The organism is Vogesella oryzae (genome assembly GCF_902829295.1).
GTDB classification, from domain to species: domain Bacteria; phylum Pseudomonadota; class Gammaproteobacteria; order Burkholderiales; family Chromobacteriaceae; genus Vogesella; species Vogesella oryzae.
Genome location: NZ_CADEPL010000052.1, coordinates 1 through 20,797 on the forward strand (window position 1 = coordinate 1; position 20,797 = coordinate 20,797).

The 20,797-nt window shown below is 63.3% G+C and carries 21 protein-coding genes and 1 rRNA gene; 9 read left to right on the forward strand and 13 right to left on the reverse strand.

Annotated features, from left to right (window positions below):
• Positions 1-9 precede the first annotated feature (9 nt).
• Positions 10-122: ribosomal RNA gene (gene rrf / locus HU218_RS13545) — 5S ribosomal RNA — on the forward strand.
• A gap of 241 nt (positions 123-363) precedes the next feature.
• Here the strand turns inward: rrf and pssA are convergent.
• The 3 genes from pssA to HU218_RS13560 form a co-directional block, all read right to left on the reverse strand.
• On the reverse strand, positions 364-1,704 hold the full coding sequence (gene pssA / locus HU218_RS13550) for a CDP-diacylglycerol--serine O-phosphatidyltransferase (protein ID WP_174875468.1): 1,341 nt from the start codon (positions 1,702-1,704) through the stop codon (positions 364-366).
• A gap of 80 nt (positions 1,705-1,784) precedes the next feature.
• Positions 1,785-2,885, reverse strand: a complete 1,101-nt coding sequence (locus HU218_RS13555; protein ID WP_174875469.1) for a polyamine ABC transporter substrate-binding protein — start codon at positions 2,883-2,885, stop codon at positions 1,785-1,787.
• Positions 2,886-3,017: 132 nt separating this feature from the next.
• Positions 3,018-4,307, reverse strand: a complete 1,290-nt coding sequence (locus tag HU218_RS13560) for a glutamine synthetase family protein (RefSeq protein WP_174875470.1) — start codon at positions 4,305-4,307, stop codon at positions 3,018-3,020.
• A gap of 338 nt (positions 4,308-4,645) precedes the next feature.
• On the opposite strand from HU218_RS13560, the gene HU218_RS13565 reads away from it, so the two are divergent.
• From HU218_RS13565 to parE, 3 genes are read left to right on the forward strand one after another with little or no spacing between them, the layout of a single operon-like run.
• On the forward strand, positions 4,646-5,170 hold the full coding sequence (locus tag HU218_RS13565; RefSeq protein ID WP_174875471.1) for an RNA pyrophosphohydrolase: 525 nt from the start codon (positions 4,646-4,648) through the stop codon (positions 5,168-5,170).
• A gap of 21 nt (positions 5,171-5,191) precedes the next feature.
• Positions 5,192-5,812, forward strand: a complete 621-nt coding sequence (locus HU218_RS13570; RefSeq protein ID WP_174875472.1) for a DUF2238 domain-containing protein — start codon at positions 5,192-5,194, stop codon at positions 5,810-5,812.
• A gap of 15 nt (positions 5,813-5,827) precedes the next feature.
• On the forward strand, positions 5,828-7,795 hold the full coding sequence (gene parE / locus HU218_RS13575) for a DNA topoisomerase IV subunit B (RefSeq protein WP_174875473.1): 1,968 nt from the start codon (positions 5,828-5,830) through the stop codon (positions 7,793-7,795).
• Between the two features lie 105 nt (positions 7,796-7,900).
• Here the strand turns inward: parE and HU218_RS13580 are convergent, their stop codons facing one another.
• The 3 genes from HU218_RS13580 to HU218_RS13590 all read right to left on the reverse strand — a co-directional run bounded on the left by HU218_RS13580 (position 7,901) and on the right by HU218_RS13590 (position 10,054).
• The gene (locus HU218_RS13580; RefSeq protein ID WP_174875474.1) at positions 7,901-8,536 is read right to left on the reverse strand and encodes an NADPH-dependent FMN reductase; all 636 of its coding nucleotides are present in this window, start codon (positions 8,534-8,536) and stop codon (positions 7,901-7,903) included.
• 97 nt (positions 8,537-8,633) lie between these two features.
• On the reverse strand, positions 8,634-9,107 hold the full coding sequence (locus HU218_RS13585) for an SRPBCC family protein (protein ID WP_174875475.1): 474 nt from the start codon (positions 9,105-9,107) through the stop codon (positions 8,634-8,636).
• A 59-nt stretch (positions 9,108-9,166) separates the two neighbouring features.
• Positions 9,167-10,054, reverse strand: a complete 888-nt coding sequence (locus tag HU218_RS13590) for a LysR family transcriptional regulator (protein ID WP_174875476.1) — start codon at positions 10,052-10,054, stop codon at positions 9,167-9,169.
• Between the two features lie 94 nt (positions 10,055-10,148).
• Here HU218_RS13590 and HU218_RS13595 point away from each other — a divergent pair, with 94 nt between their 5' ends.
• Both HU218_RS13595 and HU218_RS13600 read left to right on the forward strand, forming a co-directional pair.
• Positions 10,149-10,961 (forward strand): phytanoyl-CoA dioxygenase family protein, encoded by an 813-nt coding sequence (locus tag HU218_RS13595; protein WP_174875477.1) that lies wholly within the window; start codon positions 10,149-10,151, stop codon positions 10,959-10,961.
• Between the two features lie 57 nt (positions 10,962-11,018).
• On the forward strand, positions 11,019-12,236 hold the full coding sequence (locus HU218_RS13600; protein WP_174875478.1) for a 6-phosphofructokinase: 1,218 nt from the start codon (positions 11,019-11,021) through the stop codon (positions 12,234-12,236).
• 33 nt (positions 12,237-12,269) lie between these two features.
• Here HU218_RS13600 and gcvA read toward each other — a convergent pair whose 3' ends face one another.
• On the reverse strand, positions 12,270-13,151 hold the full coding sequence (gene gcvA / locus HU218_RS13605) for a transcriptional regulator GcvA (RefSeq protein ID WP_174875479.1): 882 nt from the start codon (positions 13,149-13,151) through the stop codon (positions 12,270-12,272).
• Between the two features lie 78 nt (positions 13,152-13,229).
• On the opposite strand from gcvA, the gene HU218_RS13610 reads away from it, so the two are divergent.
• Positions 13,230-13,781 carry a chromate transporter gene (locus HU218_RS13610; RefSeq protein ID WP_174875480.1) on the forward strand — a complete coding sequence of 184 codons (552 nt, stop codon included), beginning with the start codon at positions 13,230-13,232 and terminating at the stop codon, positions 13,779-13,781.
• Positions 13,778-14,296, forward strand: a complete 519-nt coding sequence (locus HU218_RS13615) for a chromate transporter (RefSeq protein WP_217450834.1) — start codon at positions 13,778-13,780, stop codon at positions 14,294-14,296. The genes HU218_RS13610 and HU218_RS13615 overlap by 4 nt, the downstream gene beginning before the upstream one ends.
• 73 nt (positions 14,297-14,369) lie before the next feature.
• On the opposite strand, the gene HU218_RS13620 is transcribed toward HU218_RS13615, so the two are convergent.
• The gene (locus HU218_RS13620) at positions 14,370-15,125 is read right to left on the reverse strand and encodes an alanyl-tRNA editing protein (protein ID WP_246211154.1); all 756 of its coding nucleotides are present in this window, start codon (positions 15,123-15,125) and stop codon (positions 14,370-14,372) included.
• A 96-nt stretch (positions 15,126-15,221) separates the two neighbouring features.
• Here HU218_RS13620 and HU218_RS13625 point away from each other — a divergent pair, with 96 nt between their 5' ends.
• Positions 15,222-15,890: a pseudouridine synthase gene (locus HU218_RS13625; RefSeq protein WP_174875481.1), complete on the forward strand. Its 669-nt coding sequence runs from the start codon at positions 15,222-15,224 to the stop codon at positions 15,888-15,890.
• Here HU218_RS13625 and HU218_RS13630 read toward each other — a convergent pair.
• The 5 genes from HU218_RS13630 to HU218_RS13650 all read right to left on the reverse strand — a co-directional run bounded on the left by HU218_RS13630 (position 15,887) and on the right by HU218_RS13650 (position 20,758).
• Entirely contained in the window at positions 15,887-16,390 is a 504-nt protein-coding gene (locus HU218_RS13630) for a DUF456 domain-containing protein (protein WP_174875482.1), read from the reverse strand. The two genes, HU218_RS13625 and HU218_RS13630, sit on opposite strands and share 4 nt — an antisense overlap.
• Positions 16,391-16,485: 95 nt before the next feature.
• Positions 16,486-18,543 carry a polyphosphate kinase 1 gene (gene ppk1 / locus HU218_RS13635; RefSeq protein ID WP_174875483.1) on the reverse strand — a complete coding sequence of 686 codons (2,058 nt, stop codon included), beginning with the start codon at positions 18,541-18,543 and terminating at the stop codon, positions 16,486-16,488.
• A gap of 60 nt (positions 18,544-18,603) precedes the next feature.
• Entirely contained in the window at positions 18,604-18,873 is a 270-nt protein-coding gene (locus HU218_RS13640) for an oxidative damage protection protein (RefSeq protein WP_088965124.1), read from the reverse strand.
• Positions 18,874-18,969: 96 nt separating this feature from the next.
• The gene (gene argA, locus HU218_RS13645; protein WP_174875484.1) at positions 18,970-20,280 is read right to left on the reverse strand and encodes an amino-acid N-acetyltransferase; all 1,311 of its coding nucleotides are present in this window, start codon (positions 20,278-20,280) and stop codon (positions 18,970-18,972) included.
• An 88-nt stretch (positions 20,281-20,368) separates the two neighbouring features.
• Positions 20,369-20,758 (reverse strand): hypothetical protein, encoded by a 390-nt coding sequence (locus HU218_RS13650; protein ID WP_174875485.1) that lies wholly within the window; start codon positions 20,756-20,758, stop codon positions 20,369-20,371.
• Between the last annotated feature and the right edge of the window lie 39 nt (positions 20,759-20,797).

The window sequence follows — 20,797 nt, forward strand, 5'->3', positions numbered from 1 at the left end:
CAGTTTATGTCTGGTGGCCATAGCGAGGTGGTCCCACGCCTTCCCATTCCGAACAGGACCGTGAAACGCCTCAGCGCCGATGATAGTGCAGATACCTGTGTGAAAGTAGGACACCGCCAGACTCCCCCACAAGAAGCCCAGCTTGAGAGATCAAGCTGGGCTTTGTGCTTTGGGCATGGGGAAAGCAGTAGCTCGTGCGACGCGGCACTGTCCTGTGCTGACGACGTCCACCAACGCACGCGGTGGCCAACCTTGCCCGCAAGCCGCCACCAAACAGAAAGCCCGCATGCGCGGGCTTTGGCTTTCCTACTTAAAGCCCTGAGGCGACTTAACGTATATGCAAAATATGCGGTCAAATATTAGTCAGAGTAGACGGTAAAAGAGGCGGTCTATCCGAAGCTTTCCAAGGCGCCCCAGAATTTTGCGTACTCTCTCCGGGTAATCATGCAGTTTCTGCAATTGCCGGTAATGGCTCAGCACGGTGCTATACCGGCGTATCGATGTCAGTTCTTCCGCTATCTGGCTTTGCAGCGCCTGCTGTGGATCGTGGATGAGCAGGCCGTTTTCAAGGTCGAGGGTGAACGCTCGCGGGTTCAGGTTGTTGCCGGTAATCAGCATGTACTGCTGGTCTACCCATGCCCCTTTCAGGTGAAAACTGTTGCTGTCATGTTTCCACAGGCGCAGGGTAAGTTGGCCGCTTTGTAGAAAGGATTGCCGCTTGCGCGCGAAACGGCGCAAGTTGATTTCATACAGATAAGGCAGGCAGCCGATGAACTTGAATGGCTGATCGGGGGGAATGTAAAAGTCGTTTGCCTGCTTATCGCCGCTGATGATTTCTACGTGGACGTTGCGGGCAAGCAGGGCATCTATTTGCCGTAATACGCTGCGTGGCAAATTGAAATAGGGGGTGCAGATTACAAGTTGTTGCTGTGGTTGCTGGAGAAGTTGCAGTAGCAGACGATTGAAGCGGTTGCCGCGACCGAGTCCGATGATCGGATGGATACTGGTGCCTGCAGGTCGCGCAGATGGGGCCGCGTATTGTTGCTGCGAGAGCTTGTTGCGCAGCTGGCTAACCTGTTGCCGTTGCTCGCGCTTGTCTACATCGAGTGGTTGATCCAGTCGAAGTACCGCCGGGCTAGAAGCAAGCTGCGAAAGCAGGAAATGGGACAGGCTGTCGGCGAGTTCCGGATGGTGAAACAGATGGTAGCGGTCGAAGCGGTAGCGCTCGCCCACATGCAGATATACGTTGTTGAGGCTGGCCCCGCTGTAGAGCACGTCGTTATCGATGACGAAGCCTTTAAGGTGCATCACGCCAAATAGTTCTTGGCGCTGTACCGGCACGCCGTGAATGGCAAGGTTGGGCAGAGGGTGTTGCTGTGCTCTTGACCGATACCAGGCGGCATTGCCTGCCTTCCGCCCTTGGCCGATCAGCCCCCGCTGCGCGCGATGGGCATCCACAAAGACACGCACATCCAATTGCGGGTTATTGCTCGCAGCCTGGAATAGCGCGTCAAGAATTTCTTCTCCGGCCTCATCTTGCTGCAAGTAAAGTGCGGCCAGATGGATGCGGGTTTGAGCGCCGCGGATGAGTGTCAGCAATACTTGGCGGAATTCACTGGCCGAATGCAGCGTTTGCATGCAGCCTGCAGGCATGAAGAAGCCTGGCAGGGTTCCCAGATCAGGTTTGCGGGAGAAGAACGGCATGAGCAGATCAACAGTTGAAACAAGTGATCATGCTAACACTTGTACCAGTAAAAAGGGCCGGCTAAGCCGGCCCTGTCTTCTTACTTGCCGGTCTTGAACGCTTGCCACATGCGAGTGGTCAGGCGCTGGGTCTTCGGATCCATGCTTGGCATCACGAAGCTGGCGTTCATGACTTCCTTGCTCGGGAAGATGGACGGGTTGCTCAGGCTGGCCTTGTCGATAAACTGGCGGGCCGGCAGGCTGCCCGGAGCATACGATACTGCATTGGCGTTGGCCGCAGCGACCTTCGGATCCAGCATGGTGTTGATCCAGGTGTAGGCATTGTCTACGTTCTGGGCGTCTTTCGGGATAACCATGCTGTCAACCCAGATCGCCACACCTTGCTTCGGTACCAGTGCCTCTACTTTCACGCCATTCTTGGCTTCTGCGGCACGTTTCTTGGCAATATTCAGGTCGCCACCGTAACCCAGCACCATGCACAGCGAACCACCCGCCAGTTCGTTGATGTAACCGGAAGAAGAGAAGCGGGTAATGCTGCTGCGCAGCGGCTTCAGGAGCTCCATCGCTGCCTTGTAGTCGGCTTCGTTGGTGCTGCCCGGATTTTTACCCATGTAATGAAGCACTACCGGGAAAACCTCGGCCGGCGAATCCAGCATGCTTACACCGCAGCTCTTGAGCTTGGACAGGTATTCGGGCTTGAACAGCAGGTCCCACTGGTTATCCGGCAGTTTGCCGCCCAGCGCCTTGCTTACCTTGTCGACGTTGATGCCGATGGTGTTGACGCCCCAGAAGTACGGTACCGCGAACTTGTTGCCCGGGTCGAAGGATGCCATCAGTTTCATCAGGTCCGGATCAAGGTTCTTGTAGTTCGGAATCTTGCTGCGGTCCAGCGGCTGATAGAGACCGCCCTGAATCTGCTTGGCCAGGAAAGTATTGGAAGGATGCACCAGATCGTAACCGGATTTGCCGGTCAGCATCTTGGCCTGCAGGATTTCGTTACTGTCGTACACGTCATAACGAACCTTGATGCCGGTGGCCTTCTGGAAGTTCGGAATGGTGGATTCCGCGATGTAATCCGACCAGTTGTAAACGTTCAGTACTTTGGTCGCGGCAGCGGCAGCACTGCCGGTGATGCCAGCCAAGGCCAGTCCGAGCGACAAAGCCAGGATAGATTTCTTCATGGTTTCTCCTTGAAGTACTTCGTAGAAGCTTATTAGGGCATATACAACAAGCCCATTAATTAAACCTCCCCAAGGGGGAGATGACAACACTGATGGATCATTTAGTGCAATGGACTAAACCATTGGCACGATTCAGGCTTGTTCAAGCAAATAGTTGCGTTCCCAAGCGGTAATCTGCTGCTGGAAGTCAGCCAATTCCAGGCGTTTGATCGCAATAAACTGGCCGACAAACTCGCTGCCCAATACTTGCTGTAGCGGCTGGTTGCTATCCAGCATATCCAGTGCAACGGCCAGATCCTGCGGCAAGGCCGCCTGTTTGTCGTAGGCACTGCCTTGCAGTGGCGGAGTTGCTGGCTGCTCTGCCTGCAGACCAAGCAAGCCGCAGGCCAAGGTGGTAGCCAGCGCCAGGTAAGGATTGCAGTCTATGCCGGGCAAGCGGTTTTCCACGCGGCGTGCGCGCGGTGGTGACGCAGGCACACGCAGACCACAGCTACGGTTGTCATAACCCCACTCCACATTGATCGGCGCCGCGGTGTTGGCCGCAAGCCGGCGATAGGAATTGGGATTCGGAGCCATCAATGCCATGGCAGAAGGCAAGTGCTGCTGCAGTCCGGCGATGTAATGGCGGAAGCGAGGATGCTCGTCGCCATCGTCACGACTGAAGACATTGCGGCCGGACTCATCAAGCAGGCTCTGGTGGATGTGCATGGCACTGCCGGCCTGGCCAGAAAATGGTTTGGCCATGAAGCAGGCCTTCATGCCATGTTCGCTGGCCAAGGTGCGCAGGGTGCGTTTCAACAGAAATACCTGATCTGCCAGCGCCAGTGCATCGCCATGTTGCAGATTGAGTTCGTATTGTCCATTGCCGACCTCGTGCAGCAGGGTATCCGTTGCGATGCCTTGCAAATGGCAGTGCTGTTCCAGTTGTGCAAAAAAACCTTCGTGACGCTGGGCATGATCCAGCGAGTAGGCGGGGCCTGTGGTTTCAGTTTGTAGGCCATCGCTGTTCAGCAGGTAGAACTCGATTTCCGGCGCGACTTGCGGGTGGAGTCCCGCCTGACGGTATTGTTGCAATACATGCTGAAGCACACTGCGTGGCGCAAATGGCACCATGCGGCCATCTTCGTAATGGCAATCGTGAATCAGCTGGGCGATGTTGCGGCCGTTGCCCGGTTTCAGGGCGAGGCTGCGGTCATCGGGCTGCAATACCATGTCAGGATCGCATTCCGGTACCAGTTGCTGCTGCGGGTCACCCATCAGCGTCTGCAGCAGGCTTACCTGCGGAAAACGTAGCAGGCCGTTGTTCGGATAGTGGCTGACCGGTACCAGCTTGCCGCGGGGCAGGCCGTTCAGGTCGGGGATAAGGCATTCGATATGGGTGATGGCGTGTTTTTGCAGCCAGTCCTGGCGTGTTTGGCTCATAGAGACAGTTCCATTGCGTGGTCAGTGTGAAGGGATACAGTGCTAGGCAGCACGGTTTCCGGTGGCACTGAGCGGCTGCTCGAACACGCCAAGCGACAGCTGGCTACCGCTGCGGCATGACAAAAGTGCGGAACTGCAGTCCATGAGTGGCTCCAAGTGGAGTGGCGTTTATTTTTTTATTCGAAAATCAATTATTTCGTCAATTTTATTTAACGTCAGGCGAGGCAAATCGCTTTACGGTGTGCCACTCGCGCCACTGAGGGGCAAAAAAGTGGTGCATGGCGCGGAAAAGCGAAATGTGCAAAAATCGAGCCAACTAACGAACTACAGGTTTTTCCATGCTGGACCGGGACGGATATCGCCCCAATGTCGGAATCATCCTCGTCAATGGCAAGAACGAGGTGTTCTGGGGCAAGCGGGTGCGCGAGCACTCGTGGCAATTTCCGCAAGGAGGCATCAAACCTGGCGAAAGCCCCGAAGCCGCCATGTACCGCGAGCTTCTGGAAGAAGTCGGCCTGCTGCCGCAACATGTCAAGATTCTGGGCCGCACCCGCGACTGGCTGCGCTACGACGTGCCTACCAACTGGGTGCGTCGCGAGTGGCGCGGTAGCTACCGCGGCCAGAAACAGATCTGGTTCCTGTTGCGCATGGTTGGCCGCGAGTGTGATGTCTGCCTGCGGGCGACAAACCACCCCGAGTTTGATGGCTGGCGCTGGAACGACTACTGGGCGCCGGTAGATGCGGTGATTGAATTCAAGAAAGATGTGTACGAGCGTGCGCTGACCGAGCTGACCCGCTTCCTTAAAGGGGTGGAAAGCTACAGCGACTATCTGAAACGGACAGGCGGGGGCGACGCGCCCTAGCCCGGAGTGGCCGGACTCGTGATGATCTCTTCTTTCCCACGGCCACGCGCTGCATTTGCAGCCGTGGCCGTTGTTGCTGCCTGGTCGGCATGGCAGCCGCACGATGTCGGCACCTGGTGGCTGGAGGCACTGCCTGCCGTTGTCGGGCTGCCACTAGTCTGGCTGCTGTGGGGGCGATTCCCGTGGACCAGGTTGGCCGCATGGTCGATGGCACTGCACGCCATCATTTTGCTGATCGGAGCGCACTACACCTACGCACTGACGCCAGTGGGTTTCTGGCTGCAGGAGGTATTCGACTTCAGCCGCAACCATTACGACCGCATCGGCCATCTGGCACAGGGTTTCTTTCCGGCATTACTGGCGCGCGAGGTGCTCAGCCGCCGGACACCGTTACGTGGCGGTTGGCTGGCGTTTTTGACCACCTGCTTCTGCCTGGCATTTTCCGCACTGTACGAGCTGATCGAATGGTGGACCGCGCTGGCGCTTGGCTCTGGTGCCGATGCCTTTCTTGCTACCCAGGGCGATCCGTGGGACACCCAGTGGGACATGTTTCTGGCGCTGTGTGGCGCCTTGCTGGCGCAGTTGACGCTGATTCCGGCACATAACCGGCAACTCGCGACGCTACAGGCGGCGCGTTACTGAATCTGAATGACAGCCATGACACAACAAAATTACGACGAATCCTCGGTACGGGTACTCAAGGGGCTGGAGCCGGTCAAAGAGCGGCCCGGCATGTATACCCGCACCACCGACCCGACCCATATCTGTCAGGAAGTCATCGACAACGCCGCCGACGAGGCGCTGGGCGGTTTCGCCCGCAAGATCGCGGTGACCGTGCATCAGGATGGTTCGCTGACGGTGGAAGACGACGGCCGCGGCATCCCGGTGGGGTTGCACCCGCAGGAAGGCGTGCCGGTGGTGGAGCTGGTATTCACCCGCCTGCATGCCGGCGGCAAGTTCAACAAGAAGGATGGCGGCGCCTACGCCTTCTCCGGCGGTCTGCACGGCGTCGGCGTGTCGGTAACCAATGCGCTGTCCACCCGGCTGGAAGTGGAAGTGAAGCGCGAGGGCGGGGTGCACCGGCTGGTGTTTGCCGGCGGTGACGTCATCGAACCGCTGGCGCGCGTCGGCGACTGCGGTCCGCGCACCAGCGGTACCCGCGTGCGGGTGTGGCCGGATGGCAAGTACTTCGAAAGCCCGCGCTACTCGATGCAGGAGCTGGAGCGCCTGCTGCGCGCCAAGGCGGTGTTGCTGCCGGGGGTGGCGGTAACGCTGACCGTGGAGCGTCCCAGTGGCGACGAGGTGAAAGTCTGGCAGTACCCGGAAGGATTGAAGAGCTATCTGGCCGAGCTGTGCGGCGAGGATGACCCGGTGGCGCCGCTGTTTGCCGGCGAAGCCTATATCGGCGACGACCACGAACAGTTCGCCCGCGGCGAAGGGGTGCAGTGGGCGATGGCCTGGTTCGAGGACGGCGCCAGCGGTGAAAGCTACGTCAACCTGATTCCGACGCCGGCCGGCGGTACCCACGAGGCCGGTCTGCGCGCTGGCGTGTACGAGGCGGTAAAGAGCTTCATCGACCACCACAACCTGCTGCCACGCGGCGTGAAGCTGATGGCGGAGGACGTGTGGAGCCGGGTGCGCTTCGTGCTGTCGGCACGGGTACTGGACCCGCAGTTCCAGGGCCAGACCAAGGACAAACTCACCAGCCGCGATGCGCTGAAACTGATCTCCGGCCTGTCGCGCGACCCGGTGGAACTGTGGCTGAACCAACATGTGGAGGCTGGCAAGAAGATTGCCGAACTGGCGATTCGCCAGGCACAGAGCCGCCTCAAGTCGGTGAAGAAGGTCGAAAAGAAAAAAGGCTCCGGCGTGGCAGTGTTGCCGGGCAAGCTCACCGATTGCGAGAGCGAGGACATCGAGCGCAACGAGCTGTTCCTGGTGGAAGGTGACTCCGCCGGTGGCTCGGCCAAGCTGGCGCGCGACAAGGAATACCAGGCCATCCTGCCGCTGCGCGGCAAGGTGCTCAACAGCTGGGAAACCGACCGCGACCAGCTGTTCTCCAACGCCGAGATCCACGACATCGCGGTCGCCATCGGCGTGGACCCGCACGGCGTGGACGATACGCCGGACCTGTCCGGTCTGCGCTATGGCAAGATTGCCATCCTGTCCGATGCCGACGTCGACGGCTCGCACATCCAGGTGCTGCTGCTGACGCTGTTCTTCCGCCACTTCCCGCGCCTGATCGAGCAGGGCAACATCTACATCGCCCAGCCGCCGCTGTTCCGTGTCGACGTGCCGGGGCAGGGCAAGAATCGTCCACCACGCAAGATGTACGCGCTGGACGAGGGCGAGATGACCGCGATTCTTGATCGCCTGCGCAGCGAAGGGGTGAAGGAAAACGCCTGGAGCATCTCGCGCTTCAAGGGTCTGGGCGAGATGAACCCGGAGCAGTTGAAGGACACCACCATGAATCCGGACACCCGTCGCCTGTCGCGGGTGCAGGTGCGCCCGGGCGCGTTGCAGGAAACCCGCGACATGTTCATCAAGCTGATGGGCAAGGGCGAGGCCTCCAGCCGTCGCAGCTGGATGGAAGAAAAAGGCAACGAGGTGGAAGCCGACATCTGATGTCGTCACTTTCCGCCGGGGTGGCGGGATGACAACAGGCCATGACAGATGTCATGGCCTTTTTGCTGCCAGGTTGGCCGCATCGATGCGGCCAACGTGTAGCGCTCAGCGAAGGCGGGTCATGTCGTGGCGGCGCTCGCTGCAGCCGGTGGACAGGGTCAGGCCATGCAGTTTGGCCAGCAGCCGCGCCTGGCCGGCGCCCAGCTCTTCCACTGCGGTCTGCTGCTTGCTGCTGGCCATGCTGCCATCGGCGGCAAAGGCCTCGTGGGCACTGCCGACCGCCAGTTGCTCCGGCAGCACGATGACACCGAGGTTGCCGAGGATGGCGCGCACATGCACCAGCCCGCGCAGGCCGCCAAAGCCGCCGGGCGAGGCGCTCAGCAGGGTGGCGACCTTGCCGGAATACGGCGACGGCCCGTTGCTACCCGGTAGCGGGCGCGAGGTCCAGTCGATCAGGTTTTTCAGCAGCGGCGAGATCGAGCCGTTGTATTCCGGTGAGGCGATCAGCAGCCCCTGATGTTCCAGCAGCAGCTCGCGCAGGGTCATGGCATGCGCCGGCATGCCGTATTCGCTCTCGTCGTCACCGTCGTACAGCGGAATCGGAAAATCGCGCAGATCGATCTGTGTCACTTCGGCGCCGGCGATCGCTGCGCCTTCCGCCGCGATGGCGACCAGTTTCTTGTTCCAGGAGTCCTTTCGCGCGCTACCGGCGAAAGCCAGAATCTTGGGGGCGTTGCTCATGGTGCTCTCCTTGCATCGCGCCCCGGCGCGGAGGCGGGACGACGTGATTGCGAAGCGGTCAGTGTCAGTCCGCCGTTGCGGCCAACCTGGTAGCGAGCTACAGCCGGGCCAGCACGGCGGCCAGCTGGTCGGTAGCCTGTCCCCAGCCGGCATGGAAGCCCATCGCCTCGTGCGCCTCGCGGTCGGCCACGCTCCAGTGTCGTACCAGCGCGGTGTAGCGCGTGCCGCCGGCTTCCGCCTCGAAGGTGAGGATCAGGGTCATGAACGGCTTGGCCGCCGGTTGCCACGCCGAGCTGTAGGCATCGGTGATGACCAGCTTGCGGCCGGGAATCACCTCCAGGTAGACGCCGGCATTGGGGTAGTCGTTGCCGTCCGGATCGCGCATTACCACCAGGTTGCTGCCGCCGGGGCGGACATCCAGCTCGGCATGCGGCGTGGTGTAGGGCAGCGGGGCAAACCACTGGCACAGCAGCACGGGGTCGGTCCAGGCGCGGTAGACCTGTTCCGGGGTGGCGGGCAGCAGCCGGGTGAGCTGCAGTTCTCGCGGGTCGCTGTTTGCCGGCGCGGACATGACGTCTCCTGTGGGCGGTGGGAACGATTAAGTGTAGACCGCGGCAGCGGATTGTCGACTCAGCGCGCCGCCATGCCGGCAATGGCCCACTGGCTGAACGCGCTGGCCAGTGGCGAGTCGGTGGCCTGGACCAGCACCACCCGTTGCGGCGGCAGCGGCTCCCGCAGCGGGCGGCAGGCAATCGGCAGGCCGTCATAGCTGTGGTCTCCCTGCGGGCGGGTGCAGGCCAGCGCCACGCCGCAGCCATGTGCCACCAGCCCGCGTTGCATCTCGAAGCTCTGCACCGTCTGTACCACCCGTGGCGTCAGCTGCTGTTGCCAGAACAGCGACAGCAGGTATTCGCGGCTGTGCGGGATGTCCTCCAGCACCAGCGGCTCTGCGGCCAACTGTTGCAGCGATACCGTGTCCTGCGCCGCCAGCGGATGATCGGCCGGCAGCAGCGCGTATGGTGGCAGCTCGGCCAGCACCTGGCGCGGCATCTGCGGATCGGTGGCCAGTTCGTAGGTCAGTGCCAGCTCGGCCTTGCCGCTGCGCAGCGCGCGTTGCACGCTGGCCAGATCGCCTTCCAGCAGGGTGATCTCTACCTGCGGGTGCTGGCGGCGGAAGCCGGCCAGCAGCCGCGGCGCGAAATACGGTGCCAGATCCTGAAAACACACCAGCGCCAGTTGGCCGCGCAGCGGGGCGGCGGCATCCTGCTGCCCAAGCGATGCAGCCAGGGCCAGCAGCTGGCGCGCCTGCTGCAGCACCTGCTGGCCGGCATCGGTCAGCTCCACCCGGCGGCTGGCTTGGCGGCGGAACAGCGCAGCGCCCAGCGTGCGCTCAAGCTCGGCGATGGCTTGCGAGACCGATGGCTGCGACACGTGGCGCGCGCGGGCGGCGGCATTTACCCCGCCGTGTTCGGCGGTGGCGACAAAGTATTCCAGCTGGCGCAGCGAGAAGGTGATCATGATTTCCGATATTGCAGAATAGAAAACGGATATTTTTATTATTACCCGAGCGGCAGGGATACTGGCCAGGCTTACCCACCCACCGGAGCGTGCCATGTCCACAGTCAGCCTCAGTCAGCAACAACTTGAAGATTTCCAGCGCGATGGCGTCATCGTGCTGCGCGGCGTGTTCCGCGACTGGATCGATACCCTGCGCGACGGTTTCGAGCAGGTGTTGGCCGCGCCCAGCCCGTTTGCCATCGAGAACACCGGCAGCGGCGAAGCCGGCCGTTTCTTCGAGGATTACTGCAACTGGCAACGTATCGCACCATTCAGCCGCTTCATTCACGATTCGCCGGCCGCCGGCATTGCCGGGCGGCTGATGCAGTCGCAGCAGGTGCAGATTTTCCACGAGCACATCCTGGTGAAAGAACCGGGTACCACCAAGCCGACGCCGTGGCATCAGGACATCCCGTACTACTGTGTCAGCGGCGAGCAGACCGCCAGCTACTGGATTCCGCTGGACCCGGTGCAGGCCGACAACACCCTGCGCGTGGTGCTGGGCTCGCACCGCTGGCCCAAGCTGGTGCGTCCCAAGCGCTGGGCCAGCAACGAGAACTTCTTTGCCGGCGAAGACGATTACATGGAAATGCCGGATGTCGAGAATGGCAACTACACCATCCTGGCGCCGGAGCTGCAGCCGGGCGATGCGGTGGTGTTCGACTTCCGCACCGTGCATGGTGCCGCCGGCAATCAGGGCGGCAACCGCCGCCGCGCGTTCTCGGCGCGTTTCCTCGGCGACGATGTGCGCTTCGAGCAGCGCCCGGGGCGCACCTCGCCGCCGTTCCCCGGCATTGATCTGCACAGCGGCGAGCGCATGCGCGAGGACTGGTTTCCGGTCGTGTGGCGCGCGGCGGCGGCCAACTAGCGCCAGCGACGGCATGGCGCGGCTACAATCGGAGTATCTCCCTGCCGTAGCCGCATCATGTCCCGTCTGCTGTATCTGCAATCCGGCGGCCCCACCGCCGTACTCAATATCTCGGCGCAAGGCGTCATCGAAACCGCCCGCGCACAGGGCATCGCCGTGTGCGCCGCTGCCGACGGCCTGGCCGGATTGATGGCCGGCCGGCTGCTGGACTGCACCGCGCCAGCCGCCGCCGACATTGCCCGGCTGGCGCACCTGCCGGGGGCGGCGTTCGGCAGCAGCCGCGACATCCTGCCGCCGCTGGCGGATGACCCGCAGCAGTGGCAGCAGTTGGCCGCGGTGCTGCAGCGTTTCGACATCCGCCAGATTCTGCTCAACGGCGGCAACGGTTCGATGGAAACCGCGCTGCTGCTGCAGCAACTGGGCACCCGCTTCGGCCTGCCGCTGACGGTGGTGGGCATTCCCAAGACCATCGACAACGATCTGGAAGCCACCGACTTCAGTCCGGGTTTTCCTTCTGCCGCCAAATACCTGGCCAGCAGCCTCCGCGAAGTGCTGTTCGACATGCGCAGCATGGCGCAGGGGCGGGTGTTCATCCTGGAAGCCATGGGCCGCCATGTCGGCTGGCTGACGGCAGCCGGCGCGCTGGCGGCGCTGCCGGACGAGGCGCCGCCGCTGCTGCTGCTGCCGGAGGTGGCCTACGACGAGGCGCGGCTGTTTGCCGCCGTGCGCCGGCAGGTCGATGCGCAGGGCTATTGCGCCATCGTGGTGTCGGAAGGCTTGCGCAGTGCCGATGGCCGCTTTGTGGCGCAGATGCACGCCGACAAGGTGTATGGCCACGAGCAGCTGGGCGGGGCCGGCGTATGGCTGGCGCAGCGCATCCGCCAGGGCTTGCAGCTGCATGCGCATGTGGCGGTGGCCGATTGCCTGCAGCGTGCGGCGCGGCATCTGTTGTCGGCGGTGGACGCGCGGCTGGCGTACGAGGTTGGCCGTATGGCGGTGCAGTGGGCACTGGCCGGACAGGGCGGGGTGATGGCGGCGCTGCAACGGGTAAGCTCGGCGCAGGGTTGCGACTGGCAGGTCGTGCCGCAGCCGCTGGCGGCGGTGGCCAATCTGGAGCGCGCCTTGCCGGCGGCGTTCATCGCTGCCGACGGGCTGGACGTGACGCCGGCCTGTCGTGCCTGGTTGCAACCGCTATTGCAGGGCGAGGTGGCGCTGCCGTTTGCCGGCGGGCTGCCGGACATGCGCCGGCTGCATTTCCATCCACTGGCGGGCTGAGCGCATGCGGCCAACGTTGGCCGCATCGTTTTGCTACTCTCCGCCTTCTTCTTCCAGCCAGGCGCAGAATGCCGCGCACAGCGGGTCTTCCGCCAACGCCAGCGGCAATACCCAGGAATACCCGCGTACCCGTACCCGCGGGCCATCCAGCGGCGTGACCAGCTTGCCGCTGGCCAGCAATTCTTCGATTACCGGTAGCGGCCCCAGCGTAACGCCCAGGCCGTCGATGGCGGCCTGCAGCGCCAGATAGTAATGGTCGAAATGCTGGTGGCCGGCCGCCTGCAATGCCGGTTCGCCGGCTGCCGCCAGCCAGCGCTCCCAGGCCACCGGCCGGGTTTCCGAGTGCAGCAGGGTGTGCTGCGCCAGATCCGCTGCGCTGTGCAGCGCTTGCCGCGCCAGCAGCGCCGGGCTGATGGCGGGCAACTCGTGCTCGGTGAGAAAGGCGTGCGACACAAAGCCGTGCCAGTGGTCATTGCCACGGCGGATGGCGATGTCGAAATCGGCATGCTGGTTGTTGATGGCGGCGTCCGAGGTAGCCAGCCGCAGTTCCACGCCCGGATGGCGGCGCTGGAAGCGGGTCAGCCGCGGCAGCAGCCAGTGCATCGCCAGGGTGGGGGTGACGTTGATGCGCAGCAGTCGCGGCCGGCTGCTTGTGAGTTTTTCGGTGGCGGTGGCGATGCTGTCGAACGCGCTTTGCAGCACCGGCAGATACTGGCGGCCGGCATCGCTCAATTGCACCCGGCGGCCGTGGCGCACAAACAGCGCTACCCCCAGCCACGCTTCCAGCTGGCTGATCTGGCGGCTGACAGCACCGTGGGTCACATTCAGCTGCTCGGCGGCGGCGGAAAAGCTTTCCTGGCGGGCGGCGGCTTCGAATACGCGCAAGGCGTTGAGCGGAGGCAGGCGTCGGTTCATCTATGTGAGTTTATTGCACAATGAGTGGCGAAAAAACTCGTTTGTGCTACCGCCGCCAGCCAGACTAAGCTCAAGGCCATGATGACGACTGTGGTGCCTGACCGGCGGGCCTTGTTTACCGGTTTCTTTATGGTGGGGCTGGCCGGCTTCGGCGGCGTGATGCCGCATGCGCAACACATGCTGGTGGAGCAGCGGCGCTGGCTTACCGAGCAGCAGTTTGCCGAGGTACTGGGGCTGGGGCAGGTGTTGCCCGGACCGAACATCGTCAATGTCGCGGTGGCGGTAGGGGCGCGCTTTCATGGCGCCAGTGGCGCGCTGGTGTCCTGTGCCGGGCTGCTATTGGCGCCGCTGGGCGTGGTGTTGCTGCTGGCGGCGCTGTATGCCAGTTACCAGCAGCAGCCGCTGGTGCAGGGGCTGTTGCGCGGTCTGGCGCCGACGGGGATCGGGCTGGTGCTCGGCATGGCGCTGAAGCTGGCGACGCGGCTGCCGCGGCGGCAGTTGCCGTGGGCGCTGGTGCTGCTGACTTTTCTGGCGGTGGCGGTGTGGAAGCTTTCTTTGCTGCTGGTGTTGCTGTTGCTGGTGCCGCTGGGCGTAGCGCTGGCCTGGCACTGGCCGGAGCGCGTGTCATGATGCTGTGGACCCTGTTTACCCTGTTTGCCGAGTTTTCGCTGCTGGCGGTTGGCGGCGCCAACTCGGTGGTGCCGGAAATCCACCGCACCGTGGTGGGCGAGCTGGGCTGGCTGACCGGCTCGCAGTTTGCCGCCCTGTTTGCCATTGCCCAGGCCGCTCCCGGGCCGAACGTGCTGTTTGTCAGCCTGATCGGCTGGCAGATGGCCGGCGTGTCCGGCGCCGCCATCAGCCTGCTGGGTATCTGCCTGCCTTCGTCGTTGCTGAGCTTTGTGGTGGCGCGCTGGTGGCAGCGGGTGCAGGGTAGCCGGCTGGCGCTGGCGATCGAGCGCGGGCTGGCGCCGCTGACGGTGGGGCTGGTGCTGGCTGGCGCCAGCGCCATGTTGCACGCGATTACGCCGGGAACGCGCGGTTTGCTGCTGTGTGCCGCTACTGCCGTGCTGGCATGGCGGCTGCGCATCAACCCGCTGTGGCTGCTGGCGGTGGGTGGCCTGCTCGGCGCGCTGGGCTGGGTGTAGCCAGCCGCTGCCGCCGTTCGCCACCCGTCACGCACTGACAGGTGGGCAGGGGTTGGCCGCAGCCCACGGCGGCTCAGGCCGCGTCGGCGAGGGCGATGACCACCCGCTTGTTGCGCGCCCCCTTGCTCTCGATCTTTTTCACCACGACCGGGCCGATCTCGCCGGTACTGCGCACATGGGTGCCGCCACAGGGTTGCAGGTCGATGCCGTCGATGGCCACCAGGCGGATTTCCGGCAGCTCCAGCGGCGGGGTGACCGACATGGTCTTGATCAGCTCCGGCTGCGCTTTCAGCGCTGCACCGCTGGTCATCTGCACGCTCACCGCATGATCCGCCGCAATCAGCGCGTTCAGCTCGCGCTCGATGTGATCCTTGTCCAGCTCCATGCCTTCCGGCAGGTCGAAATCCAGACGGCCGGATTCGGCGCTGAGGTTGCCTCCGGTGACGCCGGCCTTGATCACACAGGACAGCAGATGCAGGCAGGTGTGGATGCGCATGTGGCGGTGGCGGCGCGCCCAGTCCAGCTGCAGGGTGACCGCGCAGCCGGCGGCCAACCTTGGCGTGTCTGCCGGCACCTGGTGCACGATGGCGCGGCTGAGCTTGTCGCGGCGGGTATCGCTGATGGTGATGCTGCTGCCATCGGCCAGCTGCAGGCTGGCACTGTCGCCAGGCTGGCCGCCACCCAGCGGGTAGCACAGTGTGTCGGCCAGCACGATGCCGGCATCGTCATGGCTGACGACGGTGGTCGCGAGGGAAGTCTGGTACGGGTCGAGATAGAAACGTTCCGGCATGGTGTCCTCTGTTGTTATGCGGCGGCTGGCGCCAGTCATGACACAGTGCTGGCTGGCGGCGTACTTTTCAAGAGCCGCTGACGGCAAGGACAGGCTTGCGCGATAATTGCCGGCTGTCCGTCACCAACCACCGCCATGTCTGCCCATACCCTGCAACACTACACCCCGCCGCCGGATAACGGCCTGACGCTGTTGTACGCGGACGATGCCTTGCTGGCGGTGGACAAACCATCCGGCCTGCTGAGCGTGCCCGGGCGGGGCGAGGGCTTTGATGACTGCCTGATCGCCCGTGCGCAGCGGCAGTTTCCGGAGGCGCTGATCGTGCACCGGCTGGACATGGCCACCTCCGGCATTCTGCTGCTGGCTCGCGGGGCCGAGATGCAGCGCACGCTGTCGCAACTGTTTGCCGGGCGGGCTGTACACAAGTGCTACACCGCGCTGGTGGAAGGCCGGCTGAGCGGCGAGGGCCGCAGCACGCTGCCGCTGATTGGCGATTGGCCCAACCGGCCACGGCAGAAGGTGGACCTGCTGCTGGGCAAGCCTGCCTGCACCGACTGGCAGGCGCTGGACTACGATGCGGCCAACGGCTGCAGCCGGGTGGCGCTGCTGCCGCACACCGGCCGCACCCACCAGCTGCGGGTGCACATGCAGGCGCTGGGACATCCGATCCTGGGCGATGGCCTGTACGCCACGGCTGAGGGCTTGGCCGCCGCGCCGCGGCTGATGCTGCACGCCAGCCGTTTGCAACTACCGCACCCGCAGAGCGGGGCGCTGCTGGACATCTGCTGTCCGGCGCCGTTCTAGCCGGCGGCAGGCCCGCCAAACAGCAGGGCGCCGGCAAACACCGCCAGCATGGCAAAGGCGCAGGCGATTTTCACCGCGGTGCCGGCGATAAAACCGGCTAGGGTGGCGAGGCCGACTTTACCGGCCTGTGGCAGCGAGCGCCGCGCCTGCAGTTCGCCGATCACCGCACCGACTATCGGCCCGATGATGGCGCCGAACAGGCCGAGGAACATGCCCACCACGCCGCCGATAAACGCGCCGATCAGGGCCTGACGGCTGGCGCCGCTTTTCCTGGCACCGAGCAAACCGGCCAGGTTCTCCACCACCATGCCCAGTACCACCAGCATGCCGATCACGATCAGCGGCCACATGCCGACATGGCTGAAGTCACCGAGCCAGGCGGCCAGCAGCATGCCGCCACCCAGCAGCAGCAAGCCCGGCAGCGCCGGGTAGAGCGTGCCGGCCAGGCCGGCCAGCATCAGTATCACGGCGAGGGCGTAACCCAGCCAGCTCCAGTCCATCGTGTTGCTCCAGTCACGGGTAATACCGGAAAAGAATACGGCGCCGGCGGTAAAGTTCCGCCCGCGCCGTGTTGCGGCCAACCTTCAAGAGCGGATCAGCTGGTGTATTCCTGCATCAGGATTTCCTGCGCGCAGCGGCCCTTGCCGCGTGCCACGCGGCGGCGGTAGCTGCCATCTGGCTGCATTTCCCAGGTATTGGCGTTGTCTTCCAGGTAGATCTTCAGGCCTTCCTTGATGATGCGGCGCTTGAGCTTGGCATCCAGGATCGGCACGCAAGTCTCGATGCGGCGGAACAGGTTGCGCCCCATCCAGTCGGCGCTGGCGATGAACAGGTTCTCCGCCTTGTCGTTGAGGAAGTAGAACACGCGGGTGTGTTCCAGGAAGCGGCCAACGATGGAGCGCACGGTGATGTTCTCCGACAGCCCGTCCACGCCGGGGCGCAGCGCGCACACGCCGCGGATGATCAGCTGGATCTTCACCCCGGCCTGGCTGGCGCGGTACAGCGCGTTGATCATCTGCGGCTCCAGCAGCGCGTTCATCTTGGCGATGATGTGTGCCGGTTTGCCTTCCTGCGCATGCTGGATCTCGCGGTCGATGGCGCTCATCAGCATGTTGTTGAGGGTGAATGGCGACTGGTACAGGTGCTTGAGCTCGCCGGCATGGCCCAGGCCGGTGATCTGCACGAACAGGTCGTTCACATCGCTGGCGATTTCCTCGTTGGCGGTGAGCAGGCCGAAGTCGGTATACAGCCGCGCGGTACGCGGGTGGTAGTTGCCGGTGCCCAGATGCACGTAGCGCTTGAGCTGGCTTTGTTCGCGGCGGACCACCATCAGCATCTTGGCATGCACCTTGTAGCCGAACACGCCGAATACCACGTGGGCGCCGGCGTCTTCCAGCCGGTTGGCCCAGCTGATGTTGGCCTCTTCGTCAAAGCGCGCCATCAGTTCCACCACCACGGTCACTTCCTTGCCGGCGCGGGCGGCGGCAATCAGCGATTCCATCAGCACCGAGTCGGTGCCGGTGCGGTACACCGTCATCTTGATCGCCAGTACGTCCGGATCGGTGGCGGCCTCGTTGAGCAGGTCGATCACCGGCTGGAAGCTCTGGAACGGGTGATGCAGCAGGATGTCGTTCTGGCGGATGGCGTCGAACAGCGGCGTCTTGTTGGCCAGCGGCAGCGGCAGCGACGGCTGGAACGGGGCGAATTTCAGCTCCGGCCGTTCCACCTTGTCCGGCACCTGCATCAGCCGCACCAGGTTCACCGGGCCATCGACGCGGAACACGTGCTCCTTGCTGAGGTTCAGGGTGCCGGTGAGGAAGTCTTCGACGTGCTGTGGGCAGGTGTCGGCGATTTCCAGCCGCACCGCATCGCCAAACTGGCGCTGGCGCAATTCGCCCTGCAGCGCGGTACGCAGGTTTTTCACGTCCTCGTCTTCCACGTTCAGCTCGCTGTCGCGGGTGACGCGGAACTGGTAGCAGCCTTTCACCGTCATGCCCGGGAACAGCTCCTGCACGTGCGAGTGCAGGATGGAAGACAGGAATACGAAGGTGTCCGGGTTGCCGCCGCAGATTTCGGCCGGCAGCTTGATCACGCGCGGCAGAATGCGCGGTGCCTGCACGATGGCGATGCCGGATTCGCGGCCGAAGGCATCGGTGCCCTCCAGCTCGACGATGAAGTTCAGGCTCTTGTTGAGCAGGCGCGGGAACGGGTGCGACGGGTCCAGTCCGATCGGCGTCAGGATCGGCATCAGCTCGCGGAAGAAGTAATTGCGCACCCACTCGCGGTGATGGCTGTCCCACTCGTTACGGCGCAGGAACACGATGTTCTGCTCACGGAGCGCCGGCAGGATTTCCTCGCGCAGCAGCCGGTACTGTTCGTGTACCAGGTCATGGGCGGCAGCCGACAGGCGCGACAAGACTTCGCCCGGGGTGCAGCCATCGGCCAGGATGCGCTTGGGGGTCAGCTCGGCGGCTTCTTTCAGCCACGCCACCCGTACTTCGTAGAACTCGTCCATATTGGACGAGACGATGCACAGAAACTTGAGCCGCTCGAGCAGTGGCAGGCGTTCTTCTTCGGCCTGCGCCATCACGCGGCGATTGAATTCGATCAGGCCCAGTTCACGGTTGAGCAGAGTGTCGTTTGGCGTGGACATTTTTTATGCAATTTAAATTAATCGGGCGGCAAAAAAAGCCCTCTTGCGAGGGCTGCGTTTTTATTGCTGCGGGGTGAAGCCGGCCACCTGGTCGGCTCCCTGGCCGAAGAAGTAGGCCTCCAGTTGCGCGGCCAGGTACTGGCGGGCGCGCTGGTCAGCCAGGCTCAGGCGGTTTTCGTTGATCAGCATGGTCTGGTAACGCAGCCAGCCTTGCCAGGCTTCCTTGGAAACATTCTCGAATACGCGCTGGCCCAGTGCGCCCGGCAGCGGCGGGAAGTCCATACCTTCAGCTTCGCGGCCGAGTTTCACACAGTTAACCATTCTTGCCATGGTGCATTCCTTGCTAAAAGTTTTGACACAGTAGAGGGCAATTGTGACACAGCGATGACGGGTAACCAACCTTGCTGCGCGAATGGTTGCCCGTGCTCAAGCCAGCGGCTTGATGAATACCTTGGAGCGGCGGTTGTGGTTGTAGAGTTCCTTGCGCGCCGCCGGCAGGTCAGCGATTTCTGCCGGCTTGAAGCCGCGTTCGCGAAACCAGTGCGCGGTCTGGGTGGTGAGGATGAACAGTTTCTTCAGCCCGCGCAGTTGCGCCTGCTTTTCCACATGGCTCAGCAGCAGGTCACCGAAGCCGCCCTTGCGCCGCTCCTGGCTGACGGCCAGGCAGGCCAGCTCGGCCATGCCTTCATCCGGAAAGCTGAACATCGCCACGCAGCCGCAAATGCGCTCGTCGTGCTCCACCACGAAGTACTGGCGGATGCTCATCTCGAAGTGCTCGCGGCTGCGCTTGATCAGGATGCCTTGTTCTTCCAGCGGACGGATCAGCGCCATGATGTCGCCGACGTCGTCGATGCTGGCTTCGCGCACTTTCACCAGCGAGTCGCGGGCGATCATGGTGCCGGTGCCGTAGTCGGTAAACAGTTCCACCAGCAGTGCACCATCCTCGGCATGGCTGACCAGATGGCTGCGGCCAACCCCTTCGCGGGTGGCGCGGATGGCATACGGCAGGCTGACACTGACCTCGTCGCTGTCGATGCCGCGCTGCTGGATCGCCTCCGCCTGCTCGGCCGAGATGGCGCTGTGCAGCACGCCATCGGCATCGACCAGACCATTGCTTTGCACCATGAAGATCAGTTTCTCGGCCTTCAGCGCGATGGCGGCCTGGCAGGCGACTTCTTCCATGGTCATGTTGAAGGCCTCGCCGGTGGGCGAGTAGCCGATCAGCGACATCAGCACCAGTTCGCCCTGGTCCAGCCGCTTGTTGATGGCCTCGGTATCGATCTTGCGCACGCGGCCGCTGTACTGCATGTCGACGCCGTCGATCACTCCTAGCGGCTGGGCGGTAACGAAATTGCCGCCGGCCACGTGCAGGCAGGCGCCATGCATCGGCGAATTGGGCATGCCCATCGACATGACCGCTTCCAGATCGTGGCGCATGCCGCCCACTGCGGCTTTGACGGCTTCCAGCGTGGCGGCATCGGTGACGCGGCGGCCGTGGTGGAACTGGCGCGGCAGGTTGCGGATTTGCAGCTGCTCGTCGATCTGCGGGCGGGCGCCATGCACCAGCACGATGCGTACGCCAAAGCTCACCAGCAGGTTGATGTCCTGCGCCAGCCCGTACAGGTTGCCGCGGGCGATGCACTCGCCGTTGATGGCAATGACGAAAGTCTTGCCGCGGAAGTTGTTGATGTAGGGGGCAGCCTCGCGGAAGGCCAGCACAAAATCGGGATGCAGCATGCACAGCTCCAGGCAGAAGGGGCCGGAAAAAGCGCAAGGTTAGCAGGAATGGGCCGGGCATGGTGCGGCCAACGTTGGCCGCCGACGGTCAGCGCTCCAGCCGCAGCTCCTCGGGGGTGTCGTCGTGGTCGCCGTGCGGGTGTTGCTGGTAGATGTGGCAGAACACCTCGCGCGACTTGGTGTCGCAGACCTTGCAGCCCATATTGTCGAGCTGGACTTCCTCGCTGTAGCTGATCAGCCGGCAGTGCGCGCGTTGCCACCAGGAGGCGGCGAGGGTGATGCCGGCACTCTCCAGCGCCGGCAACAGCTGCGCCAGCGTCAGTTGTGGCAGGTCATACACCAGAATCAGCCGCGACAGGTGGGGCAGGGCCAGTACCTGGATGCCGAACTGCTGGCGCAAGAAAAGTGCCGCAGACTCCACCTGTCCGGCATCGGCCAGGTGAAGTGTGCGGCACTTGCGGTGTTCCATTGGCGTCATGGTTGCGCTCCACGCTGGCGCCCAACCATGGGTTGACGC